Source organism: Chelatococcus sp. HY11 (assembly GCF_018398335.1).
Taxonomy (GTDB): Bacteria; Pseudomonadota; Alphaproteobacteria; order Rhizobiales; family Beijerinckiaceae; genus Chelatococcus.
Genome location: NZ_JAHBRX010000002.1, coordinates 1602036 through 1617596, shown reverse-complemented (window position 1 = coordinate 1617596; position 15561 = coordinate 1602036). Strand labels below are relative to the sequence as shown.

At 62.3% G+C, this 15561-nt stretch carries 19 protein-coding genes; 1 reads left to right on the top strand and 18 read right to left on the bottom strand.

The genetic code is table 11. The features are described from left to right. Positions 1-11 precede the first annotated feature (11 nt). Positions 12-833 (bottom strand): aldo/keto reductase, encoded by an 822-nt coding sequence (locus KIO74_RS28195; RefSeq protein WP_213338599.1) that lies wholly within the window; start codon positions 831-833, stop codon positions 12-14. A 145-nt stretch (positions 834-978) separates the two neighbouring features. On the opposite strand from KIO74_RS28195, the gene KIO74_RS28190 reads away from it, so the two are divergent. Then, positions 979-1884 (top strand): LysR family transcriptional regulator, encoded by a 906-nt coding sequence (locus KIO74_RS28190; RefSeq protein WP_213338598.1) that lies wholly within the window; start codon positions 979-981, stop codon positions 1882-1884. 87 nt (positions 1885-1971) lie between these two features. Here the strand turns inward: KIO74_RS28190 and KIO74_RS28185 are convergent, their stop codons facing one another. The 17 genes from KIO74_RS28185 to KIO74_RS28105 all read right to left on the bottom strand — a co-directional run bounded on the left by KIO74_RS28185 (position 1972) and on the right by KIO74_RS28105 (position 15468). After that, the gene (locus tag KIO74_RS28185) at positions 1972-2436 is read right to left on the bottom strand and encodes a group III truncated hemoglobin (protein ID WP_213338596.1); all 465 of its coding nucleotides are present in this window, start codon (positions 2434-2436) and stop codon (positions 1972-1974) included. Further along, entirely contained in the window at positions 2433-2690 is a 258-nt protein-coding gene (ccoS, locus tag KIO74_RS28180) for a cbb3-type cytochrome oxidase assembly protein CcoS (protein ID WP_213338594.1), read from the bottom strand. Before ccoS ends, KIO74_RS28185 begins: the two co-directional genes overlap by 4 nt. Further along, positions 2687-4960, bottom strand: coding sequence for a cation-translocating P-type ATPase (locus KIO74_RS28175; RefSeq protein WP_213338588.1), 2274 nt, complete (start codon positions 4958-4960; stop codon positions 2687-2689). Before KIO74_RS28175 ends, ccoS begins: the two co-directional genes overlap by 4 nt. Continuing rightward, positions 4957-5742, bottom strand: a complete 786-nt coding sequence (locus KIO74_RS28170; protein WP_213338586.1) for a DUF2189 domain-containing protein — start codon at positions 5740-5742, stop codon at positions 4957-4959. The genes KIO74_RS28175 and KIO74_RS28170 overlap by 4 nt, the downstream gene beginning before the upstream one ends. A gap of 11 nt (positions 5743-5753) precedes the next feature. Further along, a complete protein-coding gene (locus tag KIO74_RS28165) occupies positions 5754-5963 on the bottom strand; it encodes a hypothetical protein (protein ID WP_213339359.1) in 210 nt (69 codons plus the stop codon). After that, entirely contained in the window at positions 5960-6856 is an 897-nt protein-coding gene (gene ccoP / locus KIO74_RS28160) for a cytochrome-c oxidase, cbb3-type subunit III (RefSeq protein WP_213338584.1), read from the bottom strand. The genes KIO74_RS28165 and ccoP overlap by 4 nt, the downstream gene beginning before the upstream one ends. Before the next feature lie 3 nt (positions 6857-6859). Next, positions 6860-7030: a cbb3-type cytochrome c oxidase subunit 3 gene (locus tag KIO74_RS28155; RefSeq protein ID WP_213338582.1), complete on the bottom strand. Its 171-nt coding sequence runs from the start codon at positions 7028-7030 to the stop codon at positions 6860-6862. A gap of 4 nt (positions 7031-7034) precedes the next feature. Beyond that, on the bottom strand, positions 7035-7766 hold the full coding sequence (gene ccoO / locus KIO74_RS28150; protein ID WP_213338580.1) for a cytochrome-c oxidase, cbb3-type subunit II: 732 nt from the start codon (positions 7764-7766) through the stop codon (positions 7035-7037). Positions 7767-7770: 4 nt separating this feature from the next. Next, the gene (gene ccoN, locus KIO74_RS28145) at positions 7771-9420 is read right to left on the bottom strand and encodes a cytochrome-c oxidase, cbb3-type subunit I (protein ID WP_213338577.1); all 1650 of its coding nucleotides are present in this window, start codon (positions 9418-9420) and stop codon (positions 7771-7773) included. 22 nt (positions 9421-9442) lie between these two features. Beyond that, a complete protein-coding gene (locus tag KIO74_RS28140; protein WP_213338575.1) occupies positions 9443-9889 on the bottom strand; it encodes an RrF2 family transcriptional regulator in 447 nt (148 codons plus the stop codon). After that, the gene (locus KIO74_RS28135; protein WP_213338574.1) at positions 9880-10407 is read right to left on the bottom strand and encodes a DUF4149 domain-containing protein; all 528 of its coding nucleotides are present in this window, start codon (positions 10405-10407) and stop codon (positions 9880-9882) included. The genes KIO74_RS28140 and KIO74_RS28135 overlap by 10 nt, the downstream gene beginning before the upstream one ends. Before the next feature lie 365 nt (positions 10408-10772). Beyond that, entirely contained in the window at positions 10773-11486 is a 714-nt protein-coding gene (locus KIO74_RS28130; protein WP_213338572.1) for a carboxymuconolactone decarboxylase family protein, read from the bottom strand. A 4-nt stretch (positions 11487-11490) separates the two neighbouring features. After that, positions 11491-12336 carry an ABC transporter permease gene (locus tag KIO74_RS28125; protein WP_213338570.1) on the bottom strand — a complete coding sequence of 282 codons (846 nt, stop codon included), beginning with the start codon at positions 12334-12336 and terminating at the stop codon, positions 11491-11493. Continuing rightward, positions 12333-13118, bottom strand: coding sequence for an ABC transporter ATP-binding protein (locus tag KIO74_RS28120; protein ID WP_213338568.1), 786 nt, complete (start codon positions 13116-13118; stop codon positions 12333-12335). Before KIO74_RS28120 ends, KIO74_RS28125 begins: the two co-directional genes overlap by 4 nt. Further along, positions 13118-14188: an ABC transporter substrate-binding protein gene (locus tag KIO74_RS28115; protein ID WP_213338566.1), complete on the bottom strand. Its 1071-nt coding sequence runs from the start codon at positions 14186-14188 to the stop codon at positions 13118-13120. The genes KIO74_RS28120 and KIO74_RS28115 overlap by 1 nt, the downstream gene beginning before the upstream one ends. Positions 14189-14250: 62 nt before the next feature. Continuing rightward, entirely contained in the window at positions 14251-14712 is a 462-nt protein-coding gene (locus KIO74_RS28110; RefSeq protein ID WP_213338564.1) for a heme-binding protein, read from the bottom strand. 9 nt (positions 14713-14721) lie between these two features. Next, positions 14722-15468 (bottom strand): SDR family NAD(P)-dependent oxidoreductase, encoded by a 747-nt coding sequence (locus KIO74_RS28105; RefSeq protein ID WP_213338563.1) that lies wholly within the window; start codon positions 15466-15468, stop codon positions 14722-14724. Positions 15469-15561: the final 93 nt, after the last annotated feature.

The following is a 15561-nucleotide window of genomic DNA, read 5'->3' as shown; positions in this document are numbered from 1 at the left end:
GTTCTTTCCTGTCAGTCCCAATCCGGCGCCAGGCCGTCAGGGCTCACGAGCCGGCCATCAGGCCTGGCGAGCCCACCGATTGCCGTCATGTCGGCAACACTCAATGTAAAATCGAAGATCGCGGCATTCTCGGCGACGCGCTCTGGCCGCGCGGTCTTGGACAATGCTATGAATCCCTGCTGCACCAGCCAGCGCAATGCGACCTGCGCGGCGGTTTTGCCGTAGCGGGCACCGATCTCTCGTAGAACCGGATCTTGCGGCACCCGGCCGTCTGCCATGCCGAAATAGGCGGTGATCGCGACACCGGCCGCCCTTGCCACTCCCGCGATGGCATGCTGATCCAGATAGGGATGCACCTCGATCTGGTTGGCGACGATCGGCGCCGGACTCACCGTGATCGCCTCCTTCAACTGCGCGACATTCTGGTTGCTGACGCCGATGTGGTCGGTCTTGCCCGCCTCACGCACCGCGTTCAGCATCGCGATCTGATCGGCGATCGGCACGGTGTTTCCCGGCCAATGCAGCAGAAGAAGGTCGACGCGGTCGACCTTCAACTTTTCCAGGCTTTCCTCGACCGACGCAGCGAAGCGTTCGGGTCGATAGTTGTCGACCCACACCTTCGTCGTCAGGAAGATATCCTCGCGCCGCGCCCCTGCCCCCTGAAGGGCCCGACCTAGCGCGGCTTCATTGTCGTAGATCTGTGCCGTATCGAAATGGCGGAAGCCAGCGGCCAGCGCTGCCGGAATCGCGCGTTCCACTTCGGCATCGGACATGCGGAACAGGCCGAATCGGAGGGCGGGAATACGGGCGCCGTGCGCCAAAATGGTCTGCATGGTGTCTGTCCGTTGGATGATTGAGGCGGCGCAATCTGAGTCGGAGGCGTCGGATACCCACGCCCTAGATGGCTCGGAGGGACTGGCTTGATAATCCGCTAGTTTTCCACATCATCAGTGAAATGATTTCACAGATGAGGCGCATATGGATAATCGGTTCGGGGAGATGCAGGTCTTTATCCGGGTCGTTGAGACCGGCAGCTTTTCGGAAGCCGCTAGAGCGCTTCGGATGACCCCATCTACCGTTAGCAAGCTCATAGCGCGCATCGAGGAGCGCCTTGGAGCCAGGCTTCTTGAGCGGTCGACGCGTCGACTATCGCTGACGGCGGAAGGGCAGACCTACTATGAGAGAAGCCAGGTGTTGCTGGGCGAGCTCGACGAAATGGAGCGTGGCCTTTCCCGAGGCGCGGCAAGCCTTGGCGGGACCATTCGCGTCAATGCGTCCGTCGCGTTTGGAATCATTGGGCTGGAACCGATTCTGCCCGCTTTCTGGAAGGCTTATCCTGATATCGTCGTAGACCTCTCACTGTCGGATGAGATCATCGATCTTTATCTCGACAGAACAGATGTCGCCTTCCGCACGGGCAGCCTGCCCGCCTCCAGCATGATGGCGCGGCGCATCGGCATAGCGCGCCGCAAGATCGTTGCCTCACCGTCCTATCTCGAGCGACACGGTGTTCCCCACACAATCGAGGATCTCGCTCGGCACAACTGCCTCGGTTTCAATTTCCGCAGGTCGTCGCCGGTCTGGCCGCTCAAGGAAAGTGGACGGATCGTCGATCGGGCCGTGCGCGGGTCCCTCCTGGCCAACAATGGAGAAACCGTGCGCCGCATGGCGGTGTCGGGCATCGGCCTCGCCAGGCTCGGGGACTACCACGCGCGCGCCGACATAGCCGCCGGGCGTCTCGTTGAGGTGCTGGGCGATGTCGTGCAGGTCGATGAAGAGGAGATCCATGCCCTCTATCTCGGTGGTTCCCGCATGCCGCAACGCGTGCGGGCATTTCTCGATTGTGTGGTCCCGCCGCTCCAATCGTTCCTTGCCGCCGAATGAAGGCACGATCGGACGCCAAGGCGAGCAAGCGCGCGGGCAGATCGTTCAGGGAGCGCTAGATGGCGGCTGCCGCATCGCGCGATTGGGTCAAAGGCTGTCTTGGAGGATCGGATGAACCTCCATGGAATTCTCGCCACGGCTGAAAGCGATCGCCAGGCGAAAGGAATGGGCGATGCGCAAGGCGCGATCCAGGAAAAGCTCCGCCACTTCCGGCGGGCAGAGCGCATTGACCGTCGCCTGGAACAGTGTCAGCCAACGCCGGAAATGCTCTTCGGCCAGTCCCGGGATGGCAAGATGCGGAGGCAACGGCCTGCCCTCGTAACGACCGGTGCGCAACAGCATTGACGACCAGAAATCGCACATCTTGTCGAGATGATGGGGCCAGGCGGCCGGCGCGATCGCCGCTTTGAACACCGGTCCGAGCAAGGCATCCTCACGAATCCGGCCATAGAAGCCATGCACGACGGCGTGGATCATCGCCTCGTCGAGAATGTCAGGCAGCGGCTTGCCATCCACCAGGATCGTGCGCATCGGCACCGGGCGACCTTTCATGGGTCCTGACCTTTCTGTACGGCGGGCCAAATCTCTCCGGGCTGGGAGACAGCTTTTGCGGACTGTGCAACCTGTCCCGGAGGCAAGCCAAGAGTATCCGCGTCGGCCCGGTCGTCGTCGGGATCGAGGAAAATCCGCTCGGCCGCTCCATCCAGATCGTCATACTGGCTGCTGCGCAACGACCAGAACAAGGCGGCCAATGCCGCACCGCCGAACACCAGCGCCAGGGGGATAAGAAAGGCGAGGCTGCTCATCGACCCGGCCCCAATGCCGGCTCGAACGCGCCCGTTCCAGTCACCTGCCGTGTTCCCCGCCGGGCGCCTCTTCCGGCCCCAAGGCGCAAGGCATTCGCGACGACGATGACGGACGACAGCGACATCGCCAGCGCCGCGATCAAAGGCGTGACGAAGCCCGCGATGGCTATGGGCAGGGCAATGACGTTGTAAATGATGGCCAATGCGAAATTCTGCCGTATCAGCCGGCCGCCCTCGCGCGCGACAGCCATTGCCACCGGAACGGCGTCGAGACTGTCCCGGAGAAAGACGAAATCGGCAGCGTTTCGCCCGATATCGGCGGCCGTGGCAGGCGCCATGGAGACATGGGACTTGGCGAGCGCCGGCGCATCATTAAGGCCGTCGCCGACCATCAACACCTTGTGGCCGGCATCAGCCAGCGCCTCCAGCCGCGCCACCTTCTGGGCCGGTAAAAGGCGTGCCGCGAAATCACTGACGCCAAGCCGTCGCGCCACGGCGGCAACAGCCGCCTCGCGATCGCCCGACAACAGGCAGAGCCTGACACCCTCGCCGCGGAGCCGGGCGACCGCGGCGTCAGCACCAGGACGCAAGGCGTCCTCGAAGGTGAAGGACGCGACCAGCGCGCCGTCACGACTGAGCACCGTGCCGGGCGCATCCGCGCGGACGCCATCCATCCGTGCGCGATCCGACAGTGCCCATTCCGCCCGCCCCAGTCGATAGAGCGCGCCATCGATGCGCGCCTCGATACCGAGGCCCGGCCTCTCGACACTTTCGGCAAGGGGCACGGCCGCCCCTGGCATCGCAGCGGCGATCGCCCTGGAATAGGGATGGTTCGAGCGCGTGCCGAGCGCGGCCGCGATAGCGAGCGCCTGGGGATCGACAGCCTCCTTGCCCAAAAGGCGGGGCCGACCCAGCGTCAGGGTCCCGGTCTTGTCGAAGGCAATTGTGTCGATCTCCGCCAGGCGCTCGAGCCCCGCGCCATCCTTGACCATGATGCCGTTGTCGAAAAGGCGGCGCGCCGCGACAACCTGCACGATCGGGACTGCGAGCCCCAATGCACAGGGACAGGTGACGATGAGCACGGCGATCGCGATGGTGATCGCCCGGTGCCAATCGCCGGTCGCCACCATCCAGCCGATGAAGGTCAGGAAAGCGGTGGCGTGGACGACAGGGGAATAGAGCCGGGCGGCCCTATCGGCCAGGCGGCGATAGCGGGCTCGGCCGCCCTCCGCCGCCTCCATCAGGCGCACCATCTCCGACAGGAAGGAGTTGTCCGCGCGAACCGACGCGATGATCGTCAGTGGCGCCGAAAGGTTGAGCGTCCCAGCCTGAACCGGCGAGCCCGGCTGGACAGGTTGTGGAGCGCCCTCACCGGTCGCGATGGCGCAATCAAGGTCAGACATACCATCCGCGACAACGCCGTCCACGGGCACGCGGTCACCGGCGGCAAGGGCAATGCGCATCCCCGGCTCGATATCGGCGACAGGCAGATAGTCCCGGCTGCCGTCCGCGCGCAGCACGGTCGCGCCGCGCGGCGCCAGCCGCACCAGGCCGCGAACAGCGGCGCGGGCCTTTTCCCGCATGAGGTGATCGAGCGTGCGGCCGATCAGGAGGAAAAAGATCAGTGAGGTGGCGGCGTCGAAATAGGCGTGCCGCCCATTGTGGATGGTGTCATAGAGGCTGAGAGCGAAGGCGAGGCAGACGCCGATCGAGATCGGCACGTCCATGTTGGTGCGCCCGTGGCGTAGTGCCCCCCAGGCCGAGACAAAGAAAACACGCCCGGAATAGATGAGGCAGGGCAGCGCCAGCGCCGCCGAGATCCAGTGAAAGGCCTGGCGGGTTTCGGCATCGGCCCCCGACCACACGGAGACCGACAGCAGCATGATGTTCATGGACGAGAAGCCGGCCACCCCCAGCGCGCGAATGAGGCGCCCCAGTTCCGGGTCGTTCCGGCCTCCTTCCGCCTCGGAAAGATGACTGGGAAAACCGAGTCGATCCAAGGTCTCCAACACGTTCGGTGGCTCGCTTCCGCGCCATTTCACGGTTGCGCGCTTCGTCGACAGATTGACCCGCGCATATTCAAGGCCCGGCAGTTGCAGGAGGCCGTTTTCGACGGTCCGGATACAAGCGGCGCAACGCACGCCCGGCACAGACAAATCCGTCTGATACAGCCCTTCACCCAGGTCCCGGCTCGCCAACCGGAACTCCTCCCGCGCCGAAATACGGGCCACCTCCGCCAGCTTGTCGACCGGCAGCGCGCAACAGGTCATGCGATCGCCCTGTAACTGTGCCAGGTCGCGTGCCCGAGCAGCGGGAACACCACGATCAAGCCGAGGAGACCGGTTGCCAGGCTCAGGATGAAGAGCGCGAGCACGATTGCGCCCCAGGCGAGCATGACGGGCAGATTGTTCCACACCAGCGAAATGCTCGTGCCCATCGCCGTGAAGGCATCGGTCTTCTCATCGAGCAGCATGGGAATGGCGAAGGTACTGATGGCGAAGGAAAAGGCCGCGAACAAGCCACCGGCGGCGGTGCCCACAACCAGCATGCCCCATCCCTCCGGGGTCGTGAGCAGCATCGAGACCACGCCGTCGAGGCCAGGAAACGGCCGTAGCCCAAAGAACAGGGCATAGATGATCACCGCCGCCCGCATCCAGACCAGCATCAGCAGGCACAGGATCGCGCCCGTGTACCATACCTGGGCGCCGGAGGCCGCCTTGACGAAAATCATGCGGACGAGACTGACGGGCCGTCCCTCCTCGATATCGCGGCTTTTCTGATAAAGGCCGATCGCGATGAGCGGGCCGACCACCATGAAGCCGGCCAACGCGGGGAAGAGAATATAGTCGAGCGCGAGCTGGAACAGTTGCCAGACAATAACGATGGATATGGCGAATATGGCCAATCCATAAGCCAGGCTCGGTAGAGGCGTGTGCCAGAGATCACTCCACCCTTTGGCCAACCAATCCAGGGCGGCACTGGCGGGCAGGTTTCGCCGACGGCGCGCGGCGAGCGGCAGTGGCACCGTCTCGATCGTATCCTTCGTTCCCATACTGCCCTCCCTCAGCAGGCGGACCGGGCCGCGCGGAACGTTCCACCCGGCCCTGTCGATTTTTCGTGGGGTACGCAGTCCGGCTGCGAGACGACCGCCACATAGACGAGATGCGCATTGGCCGCGATGAGCAGCGCGATGCACGCTCCGGCCACCGCCAAGGCTACAAGGCGTCCGTTGACGCGCGCAGGGCGCGGTGTTGCCGTGGGAGCTCCCGTCATGGCTTGTCCTTGCCCAGCGTGGCGTCCTTGCCCAGCGTGCCGACATAGAGCGTGAGCAACTTGATGTCGGAGGGCGACAGGCGATCCCGCCAATAGGGCATGTGCCCCTGTCGGCCACCATAAATGCTGGTGTAGACCGACTGCGCGTCGCCGCCATAGATCCACTGATGGTCGGTCAGGTCCGGCGCGCCGACATCACGAATGCCCTTGCCGCTTTCACCGTGGCAGGACACGCAATTGGCCTTGAATACGTCCCGGCCGGCGGGGAGACGGGCCTGCTCGCTCGCCGTGAGTGTCTGGCCCGACAGCGAACGGACATAGGCGGCGACACTCGAAACCTGAGCCGGCGTCAAGATACCGTCACGCCCGAAGGCCAGCATTTGCGAGACACGCGTGCCATCGTCGGTTGAATTGATGCCGACGCGGATTGTCTGCGCGATCGTATCGGGATCGCCGCCCCAGAGCCACGCACCAGTTGTGAGATTGGGGAAGCCGGGCCCGCCCGTTCCCTTCACGCCGTGGCAGACGGCACAATTGTCGGCGAAGAGCGTGGGCCCGGTTTCACGGACATGGCGCATCAGGGCCTCGTCAGCCGCGATCTCGGCGAAACCCGTATTGGCAATCTTGTCCGTCCAGCTGGCGCGCGCCGCCGCGGCTTCCTGGACCTGGCGCGTGACCACCTCACGCTGGTCGAAGCCGAGCAGGCCTTTCGTATATGAGCTCACCGAGGGCCAAGCCGGCATGAATATCCAGTAGATAATCGAGAAAAAGATCCCGATTCCGAGAAAAAAGAGGACGACACGCGGAATAGGCGTGTCGAGCTCTTCGATACCGTTCCATTCATGGCCGGTGGTAAGACGCCCCGTGACGGGATCTCTTTTTTCCGTTCCCATCGCTTATTCCCCCGGCCGGTCATCTTTATCGAAAATGCTATTCTTCGCCTGGTCGAAGCGCTTCCGGTTCGAAGGCCACAGGGCATAGACCAGCACCGCAGCGGCCAGCGCGATCAGGTAGAACAGGCCCCAGCTCTTGGAGAATGCCACAAGCGTTTGGTGATCGAACGCCATCGCCTCACTCCTTTGTCGCCGTCGCGGTCTTCTGCGCTGCGTCGGTCAGGCGACCGAGCACCTGCAGATAGGCGACGAGCGCGTCCATCTCCGTCAATCGGCCGGCGCTGCCGTCGAAAGCGCGCACATTGGTCGCGTCGCCGTAGCGTGCCGTCACGCCGCTGGCATAGCTGCTGTCGGGGTTGGCCTGGCCATAGGCGTCGGCAGGCGCATTGGCGATCATTTCGTCCGTATAGGGAACCCCGACGGTGCGCTGCGCGGCCAGGTGCAGGCCAAGATCGTCCGTCTTGAGCGCGTTGCGTTGCAGCCATGCGTAGCGCGGCATGACGGATTCCGGCACGACGTCACGCGGATTGATCAGATGCGCCACATGCCAGGCATCGGAATACTTGCCGCCGACACGCGCCAGATCAGGGCCAGTACGTTTGGACCCCCACAGCATGGGGTGGTCATACTGAGATTCCACCGCCAGCGAGAACGGCCCATAACGCTCCACTTCATCGCGTAGCGTGCGGATCATCTGGGAGTGGCAGGCGTAGCAGCCCTCCCGGATGTAGATGTTACGCCCGGCGACTTCCAGGGGTGTGTAGACCCGCATGTCCGGCGCCTTCTCGACAGTCTCGTGGATGGTGAAGAGAGGCGCGATCTCGACGAAGCCGCCGATCGCCGACACGCCAACGATTGCCAGGACGAAACCGATGGCGCTGCGCTCCAGTTTTCGATGAAAGTTCGGCATCGTCTTACTCCCCCGGAACGATCGCGACGGCAGCAGGCATGTCGGCGGCGCCTTGCACCGCCGGTTCTGCGCGTCGCGACATGCGGATCGTCATCCAGATATTGTAGGAAGCGACGACGGCCCCGGCGAAGAAGAGCAGTCCGCCGACGGTTCGCGCAATGTAGTAGGGATGCATCGCGACCAGACTATCGATGAAGGAATAGGCCAGCGTGCCGCTGTCGTTATACGTGCGCCACATCAGCCCCTGGATGATGCCGGAGTTCCACATCGCGAAGACGTAGATGATGGTGCCTGTCAGGGCGAGCCAGAAGTGCACTTCGACCAAGGCCGGAGAATACATCCGCTCCTGTTTCCACATCCAGGGAACAAGCGCGTAGAGCGAGCCGAAGGTGATCATCGCCACCCAGCCGAGCGCGCCGGCGTGGACGTGGCCGACGGTCCAATCCGTATAGTGCGACAGCGAATTCACGGCGCGGATCGCCATGAACGAGCCCTCGAAAGTCGAGAGGCCGTAAAAGACGGCCGCGACCATCATGAAGCGCAGCGTTGCGTCATCGCGCACCTTGTGCCAGGCGCCGTTCAGAGTCGCGAGCGCGTTGCCCGCGGAAGCCCAGGAGGGCACCAGCAGCACCACGGAGAAGGTCATGCCAAGTGTCTGCACCCACTGCGGCAGCGCCGTATAGTGCAGATGGTGCGACCCAGCCCACATATACATGAAGGTGATACCCCAGAAGCTGATGATCGACAGCCTGTAGGAGAAGATCGGGCGTCCGGCGCGCTTCGGCAGATAGTAATACATCATGCCAAGGAAGCCCGCCGTCAGAAAGAAGGCGACCGCATTATGCCCATACCACCATTGCGTCATCGCATCCTGTACGCCGGAGAACAGCGAATAGCTCTTGGCATGCCCCAACGATACCGGCACCGCGAGATTGTTGACGATATGGAGGATCGCCACGACCAGAATAAAGGCCATGTAATACCAGTTCGCCACATAAATATGCGGCTCCTTGCGGCGCTGCAGCGTACGGATGTAGATCAGGAAATACACGACCCAGACAATGACGAGCCAAAGGTCTGCATACCATTCAGGCTCCGCATACTCCTTTGATTGCGTCAGCCCCATGAAGTACCCGCTGGCGGCGAGCACGCAGAATAGGTTGTAGCCGATCAGCACGAACCAGGGGCTGAACTGATCAGGCAAACGCGCCCGCGTGGTGCGCTGGAGAACGTGGAATGACGTCGCGATCAGGGCGTTGCCGCCAAAGCCGAAGATGACGCCCGAGGTATGGACGGGCCGGATACGACCGAAACTGGCCCATGCCGCATCAAAGGTCAGATCGGGCCAGGCGAGAAGGGCCGCCACCCAAACCCCGAAGAACATGCCGACAACGGCCCAGACCATCGCCAGAACGATGCCGACTTTGGTCGGCTCATCATAGTAGTGCGACAGGCGCTCTTCCGAAGGCTCCGGGTCGAGATACCGGCTAGCCACGAGGGCGATGATCCCGAGACTGAACGCCAGCACGACGAAGCCGTGCGTTCCAAGGAGATCGTTGCGCCCGACGACGGCCATGGCGAGCCCGCAAACGGCGAGCAGCCCCGACACCACAAGGGCGAGCCTTCGCTCCGAAACCGTTAGTCCTGAGACCATTTATTTGCCCCTTCCCCCAGGTTCAGGCGATTGCTTCGTTGATACCAAGCAACGGCTGCAGAACGGCCCTGTTGCGAACGACGTCGGCGAGTGTGTACTTGTCGAGAACAGCGAGATAGGCGGCGAGCGCCTCAGCGAATACGCCCTTGAGTCTGCAGGCCGGAGAGATCGCACATGACCCGCCCGCGCCCTGCATGCATTCGACGAGGGAGAAATCCTCCTCGGTCGAACGCACCAGGGCGCCGATGTTGATCTCTGTGGGCGCCACGGCAATGCGAATGCCGCCAGAGCGCCCGCGTATCGTCTCGATGAATCCGAGATTGCGAAGAGTGAGCGCGACCTTGAGAAGGTGGTTGCGCGAGAGGCCATACGCCATCGCGATGTCGTTGACCGTGCAAACACCGTCAGGCCGCAGAGCAGCATAGACCAGCATTCTAATCGCATAGTCCGTGTGAAACGTCATCCGCATCGCTGGATCTTCCTCGAACCGGCGAGCGTCCATAACGCCTCTATTGAAAGCCCAAGTAATAAAAGAAATTTTAATGCCTCGGCGCCGATGTAGAGGATGTGATGACTTGTGCCTGACACCGTCATGCCAGCGATGATCTGGCTGACGCGCGCGTCGAGAACTGGCAGCAGCCACAAGGCCTGCACGAGCAGCAGCAGCGCCAGCAGGGCGACGACGCCAAGCCGTACCCTGCGCGATCGCAGCGTGAAGAGCGTTGTGACAAAAAGTATGGCGCAAAAGACCCACTCAGTTTTCGAGAGCAGCGCAAAGGTGACACGACCGACATCGAGCGCCACCGGCAAATCGAGCGATGGCGCTTGAAACTTCACGGGTGTCGCCAGGAACGATACGCCGAACAGCACCCCCAACCAGAGCATGGCGACAAAGACAAATGGAATGTCTCCAAAACTTTGCCGAGCGCCTTGATCGTGATCAAAGCGCGGCAAAATTGGCCGTGGGTCGCTCGCCACTAGCATCATTCGTCCTCACCGAGGGCCACGTCGCCCGTAAAGAGGTATTATAGATTCCACTTTTTTATTCTCAAGAAGCCCCTTTGCTTAAACCGCAGCCATCTCCTGTAAAATGAGCGCATATCGCTGCGACCATTCGAAGCGGGCGTGTCTCAGCGTGTTTCCGCCGACACCCGACCCGGCCTCAGAAGCGCCGTACCTTCAAGACAAGCGCGAAGACCGAGCTGATCCACTTACGATAAATCATCCCTGTAAGGCTTGATGACGAACAGGCGCGTATGGCCGTCCGAGCGCTCAATACGGTGATCGAGCGCCTCTCGTTTCATCCGTGCTGCGGCACGCAGGAGCGATGAATACAACTTCGGGGTGATTCGCTATCCGCGTTCGGGATGTCCGCCCTGGCGCGGGGTTTCCGCCCAGGCTCGGTAGCGCGGCGACGGTGTCACCTCGCCGCGTGCCATCAGGTCGACCCATACGTCGCAAGCATCAAGGAAATGATTCACGCCCACGGGCCACATGATGAGACTCATGGCCTCGACGAGCGCATCCTCGGAAACGCCCCGGCAATAGATTGCCCGGATATGGGCGGCGAGGCCCCATTTATGCCCGAGCGCGGCGTGCATTCCCGCCATGGCGAGGTGGCTGAGCCCGGCCGGCAGAAGGCTTTCATCGACCAAGGCCTCGAAATCCGCGAGATAAGCGCCCTCGCCCGCGAGCTCCGGGAAGGAAGACGCCCAGCTCCGGTCCATGAACGCGAAAGCCTCCGCGCCGAGCGCGAAGGCAGCAAGCCGTGTCAACAAACGCGCCTGATCGTGCGTGCCGCCCTCTTTGAAAAAGAGTTCGACATGGTGGGTTCCGATCGCCTCCTTCGCCGCGATGAGGATGGCGAGCCAGACCACCTCACGCTCGAAGCCCGTGAGGTGCCTGTCGGTCTGCGTCAGCGCCTTGTACATGCCGAAATAGGCATCTTGCAGATCCGGCGCGGCGACCGCCATCGCCCCGTGGTGTGGCAGAAGGAATCCGCGCCCCCGCCGCAGCGTCTCGATGCGCTCCCTCAGCTCGGCCGGCACCTCATTGTCTCGCGACATCGCCTCAGCTCCGCCAGCGAAGGAGCCACCCTTCCGTCACCTTCAAGAGCCCGTTGATGATGGCGCCCACCACGGCCAGAATGATGATGCCGGCGAAAACGGAATTCGTGTCGAACAGGCCTGTCGCCTGGGCGATGATGAAGCCTATGCCGCGGTTGGCCGACATGAACTCGCCGATCACGGTGCCAACCAGCGCGTAGGGGACGGAAACCTTGAGCCCGGTGATGACCCAGGCAGTCGCGGAGGGAATGATGACCGTGCGCATCACGCCCCATTGGGAGGCGCCCATGATCTGCGTGGCGTGGATGTAGATAGGGTTGACCTCGCGTACGCCGGAGAACGTATTGAGGAAGACAACGAAGAACACGATCGACGCCGACACGGCGATCTTTGATTCGATGCCGATGCCGAACCAGATGATGAAAAGAGGTGCCAGCGCGAGCTTCGGGATACTGTAGAGCGCGGTTATATAGGGGTCGAGCACCTCGGCGAGGAAAGCGAACTTGCCGAAGATCAGTCCGAGCGCGAAGCCGATCGCCGAGCCGATCAGAAAGCCGATGGCCGTCGCATAGAGCGTGATCGAAAGATGGCGAACGAGTTCGCCGTTCAGGAGCCATGTGTAAAGTTTGCCGAAGACAGCGCTTGGCGATGACACGAAGAAGGGATCGATCAGGCGGCCCGATGCCCACTGCCAGAATGCGAGGAAAAGGACGCCGAAAGCCAGCTGGCACACGTAGACCAGAACCTTGCGCCGTACGAGCCCGGCCTCGAAGTCCCGCACCGCTTTCGACGGAGCGCCCGTCCCAACCGCGGCCCCTTCATCGATCTGCATGGCGCGTCCTCCGCTCACAGGTCCTCTCCCTTGGCGATTTCCGGCGAGAGCTCGCGCCAGAGGTTATCATAGGCCGCCTCGAACTCGGGCAGGAAACGAACCTTGAAGACATCTCGCGGATAGGGAATGTCGATCTTCTCGATATACTTGATGCGCCCTGGCCGGCCGGAGAACACGACAACGCGCGAGGCGAGCGCGATCGCCTCGGCGAGATCATGGGTGACGAAGACGATCGTCTTCTTCTGCTCCTGCCAGATGCGCAGGAGCTGTTGCTGCATCACGAGCTTGAGCTGGGCATCGAGGGCGCCGAATGGCTCGTCCATCAGCAGCGTATCGGGGCCATAGGCCAGCATCTGGGCGAGCGCGACACGCTTGCGCATGCCGCCGGAGAGCTCCTTCGGAAAGGCCTTTCCGAAACCCTTGAGGTCGACGAGCGCCAGCATCTCCTCGACGCGCTTCTGCCGCTCGGCCGTCGGCATACCGCGATATTCGAGCGGCAGGCCGACGTTGCGCTCCACGGTGCGCCAGGGGAGCACACTGTCGGCCTGGGTGAGATAGCCGACACGCCGGTTGATCGCGGTGACGTTTCGCCCCTCATGCACGATCGTGCCAGAGGTCATCGGGATGATCCCGGCGATCATGTTGAGCAATGTGGACTTGCCGCAACCGGACGGACCGACGAAGGCGACGAATTCGCCTTCGTCGACCGTCAGCGATACATGGTCCAGTGCAACGACCTCGCGGCCTCGCCCGACATAGCGCTTGTCTACCCGCTCGATGCTGATGGCTGCCGCAGTCATTACAGCCCCTTCATCGCTGCGTCCGCTATTGAGGGATCGCTGACGGTTTCGAAGGTGAGAGTTGTCGGGAGCGCGGGAGCGCCCATCTGCTGGTTGACGATATTGATGAAGGCGATGTTTTTCTCGAGCAACGCGCGCTTCGGCGTCGGATCCTCGAAGTAAATCGCGCCATTGTTGGCAAAGGCCAGGTTGAACGTCTCCGGCTCCAGCCCCTCGAACCAGTCCTTCGCCCAGGCCTTGAACTTTTCAGGCTCGTTCCTGATGGAGCGCAGAGCCAAGGCGATACCGCGCGTATAGCGCTCCAGCGCATCACGCTTGCCGGCAATCGTCGCCTCGCCAGCGGACGCGACGATATACTGTACTTCCTTCATCTCCGCGGGCGGGTTGAGCGCCATCTGGAAAAGGTAGCCGCAATCCTGCTTCTGAACCGCCATGTCGGCGGTTGGCGACGAGAGGCAGAAGCCCTCGATCACACCCTGCTGCAAGGCGGCCAGTATCGCGGGCCCGCCACCCTGGATCGGCACCAGCTGGAAGTCCTTGTTCGCATCGAGCCCGACCGTCGAGGCAAGGTAGCGGAACAGCGCGTCCGGCGCCGCGCCCGGCCCGGTCGTGCCCAGCTTGAGTCCCTTCAGTGCTTCGACCTTCTTGTCCTGCGGTGACTTCTCGTCAACACCTCGCTTCGCCAGAATGTCCTTTTTCAGGAGAACATGGCTCGCATAACGGTTGACCGTCGCGATGAATGTACGGATCTGCAGGTTCTGCGTACGGGCGCGCAGGACCTCACCGGGATCCCCCAGCACGATATCCACGCCACCTCCCTGCAGCGCGGCGACATTGGTGCCGCGGTTGGACGCATTGGAATTGACCTTCACGCGGGCTTCCGTGAAGAATCCAGCCGCTGTTGCATAATCTTCAGCAGCCCAAAGCCAAGATTTCGATGTGGACCGGAGTGTTGTCAGCTCAGGCATGGACGCCTGCGCATAGACGTTTTTCGGCAGAAAACTCGCTGCTGCAATGCCGCCAGCGGCCACCATGATCGATCGACGGGAGAAGTCTGCCTTGTTTGCCATGATTACGATCCCCTATGCATTATGAGTTTTATGGCGTTATTTCTAGAAACTGAATATTTCTATCAAGATTCGATCATCCGCCGCACAGCTTCCATGATCAGCGCATGGTCATCCTCATGGGGCAGCCCCGACACGGCAAGTGCACCCACAAGCTGCGTGCCGGCGAAAAGCGGGACACCACCGCCCATGTCGATAACAGCCTTTGGATCTGCCCATGCGACATCCGCAAGCCTACGTCCCGTCGCCCGCAGGTGGTGGAACCACCAGAGCGAGCTATGTCCACAATTGAATACGGTATTGATCTTGAGATCGAGGAAACGTTCGTTGTCGAGACCCGTACCGTCTTTGGCGAGCATCAGGACGGTACGACGTCCCAACACGATTTTCGCGGATAACGGAGCCGGCGCACGCGCCAGCAAATTCCCGCCGAGCTCATGCAGCGTATCCGCGTCAAGCGGAAGCCTCGCCAACAGACGCTCGTCAGCCTCGATCCCGACCTTGGCGGCCACATGGTCCATGGTCATATCGCTCCCTCACGCCGCGAGCACGATGCCGCCCGTGACATTCAAAATTGTACCGGTCATGTAGGCTGAATAGGGCCCGCAGAGAAAGCGGACAGGCCCCGCAACGTCCTCGGCCGTTCCAACGCGCCGTAGAGGGATAGCTTGCGGATCAGGCTTGGAGAAACTGGCCGTCATGTCTGTCGCGATCACGCCAGGCGCCACGGCATTGCAGAGTATTCCATGCGGACCGCCGTTACGGGCAACATGACGAGTCATAGCCGCGACCGCGCCCTTCGACGCGGAATACTCCGTGCCGACAATGACACCGCCCTGATAATAGGCCATCGAACTCACCAGCACGATCCGTCCATAGCCGCACGCAATCATATGCGGCCAGCAGGCGGCGATACAGGCCTGGGTACCGTTTACGTTCACATCGATGACGCGGTCCCACTGCTCCCAGTCGCCAGCCACCGTGCCGGGCGGACAGATCCCCGCGTTGCAGACAAGGATATCGAGACGTTGCTTGGCCGCCACGATCTCGTTAGCAAGGGCGACACAGGCATTCCGATCGGAAACATCAAGCTTGCGCGCATGCGCCAGGCCGCCCGCCTCGGCAATCGCAGCCACGGTTTGCTCACAGGACAACAAGTCCGCGGCATAAACAGTCGCCCCGTCCTGCGCGAGAGCCTGACAGACCGCAGCCCCGATACCACGCGCACCGCCTGTGACAAGCGCGACCTGCCCTGAAAGCGGCCGCCCCGCTGAATGCTGCATCAACGCTCTCCCCCGCGATGAACGCAGGCCGTTTCGCCCTCACATCCCCGCGGCCATTACAAGTTGTTATTCCCGTCAACCTCTGTTATTCTT

Bases quoted from the DNA above. Each gene is read 5' to 3' on its own strand.
- KIO74_RS28195 (WP_213338599.1), bottom strand. From the start codon at position 833: ATGCAGACCATTTTGGCGCACGGCGCCCGTATTCCCGCCCTCCGATTC.
- KIO74_RS28190 (WP_213338598.1), top strand. From the start codon at position 979: ATGGATAATCGGTTCGGGGAGATGCAGGTCTTTATCCGGGTCGTTGAG.
- KIO74_RS28185 (WP_213338596.1), bottom strand. From the start codon at position 2,436: ATGAAAGGTCGCCCGGTGCCGATGCGCACGATCCTGGTGGATGGCAAG.
- ccoS (WP_213338594.1), bottom strand. From the start codon at position 2,690: ATGAGCAGCCTCGCCTTTCTTATCCCCCTGGCGCTGGTGTTCGGCGGT.
- KIO74_RS28175 (WP_213338588.1), bottom strand. From the start codon at position 4,960: ATGACCTGTTGCGCGCTGCCGGTCGACAAGCTGGCGGAGGTGGCCCGT.
- KIO74_RS28170 (WP_213338586.1), bottom strand. From the start codon at position 5,742: ATGGGAACGAAGGATACGATCGAGACGGTGCCACTGCCGCTCGCCGCG.
- KIO74_RS28165 (WP_213339359.1), bottom strand. From the start codon at position 5,963: ATGACGGGAGCTCCCACGGCAACACCGCGCCCTGCGCGCGTCAACGGA.
- ccoP (WP_213338584.1), bottom strand. From the start codon at position 6,856: ATGGGAACGGAAAAAAGAGATCCCGTCACGGGGCGTCTTACCACCGGC.
- KIO74_RS28155 (WP_213338582.1), bottom strand. From the start codon at position 7,030: ATGGCGTTCGATCACCAAACGCTTGTGGCATTCTCCAAGAGCTGGGGC.
- ccoO (WP_213338580.1), bottom strand. From the start codon at position 7,766: ATGCCGAACTTTCATCGAAAACTGGAGCGCAGCGCCATCGGTTTCGTC.
- ccoN (WP_213338577.1), bottom strand. From the start codon at position 9,420: ATGGTCTCAGGACTAACGGTTTCGGAGCGAAGGCTCGCCCTTGTGGTG.
- KIO74_RS28140 (WP_213338575.1), bottom strand. From the start codon at position 9,889: ATGCGGATGACGTTTCACACGGACTATGCGATTAGAATGCTGGTCTAT.
- KIO74_RS28135 (WP_213338574.1), bottom strand. From the start codon at position 10,407: ATGATGCTAGTGGCGAGCGACCCACGGCCAATTTTGCCGCGCTTTGAT.
- KIO74_RS28130 (WP_213338572.1), bottom strand. From the start codon at position 11,486: ATGTCGCGAGACAATGAGGTGCCGGCCGAGCTGAGGGAGCGCATCGAG.
- KIO74_RS28120 (WP_213338568.1), bottom strand. From the start codon at position 13,118: ATGACTGCGGCAGCCATCAGCATCGAGCGGGTAGACAAGCGCTATGTC.
- KIO74_RS28115 (WP_213338566.1), bottom strand. From the start codon at position 14,188: ATGGCAAACAAGGCAGACTTCTCCCGTCGATCGATCATGGTGGCCGCT.
- KIO74_RS28110 (WP_213338564.1), bottom strand. From the start codon at position 14,712: ATGACCATGGACCATGTGGCCGCCAAGGTCGGGATCGAGGCTGACGAG.
- KIO74_RS28105 (WP_213338563.1), bottom strand. From the start codon at position 15,468: ATGCAGCATTCAGCGGGGCGGCCGCTTTCAGGGCAGGTCGCGCTTGTC.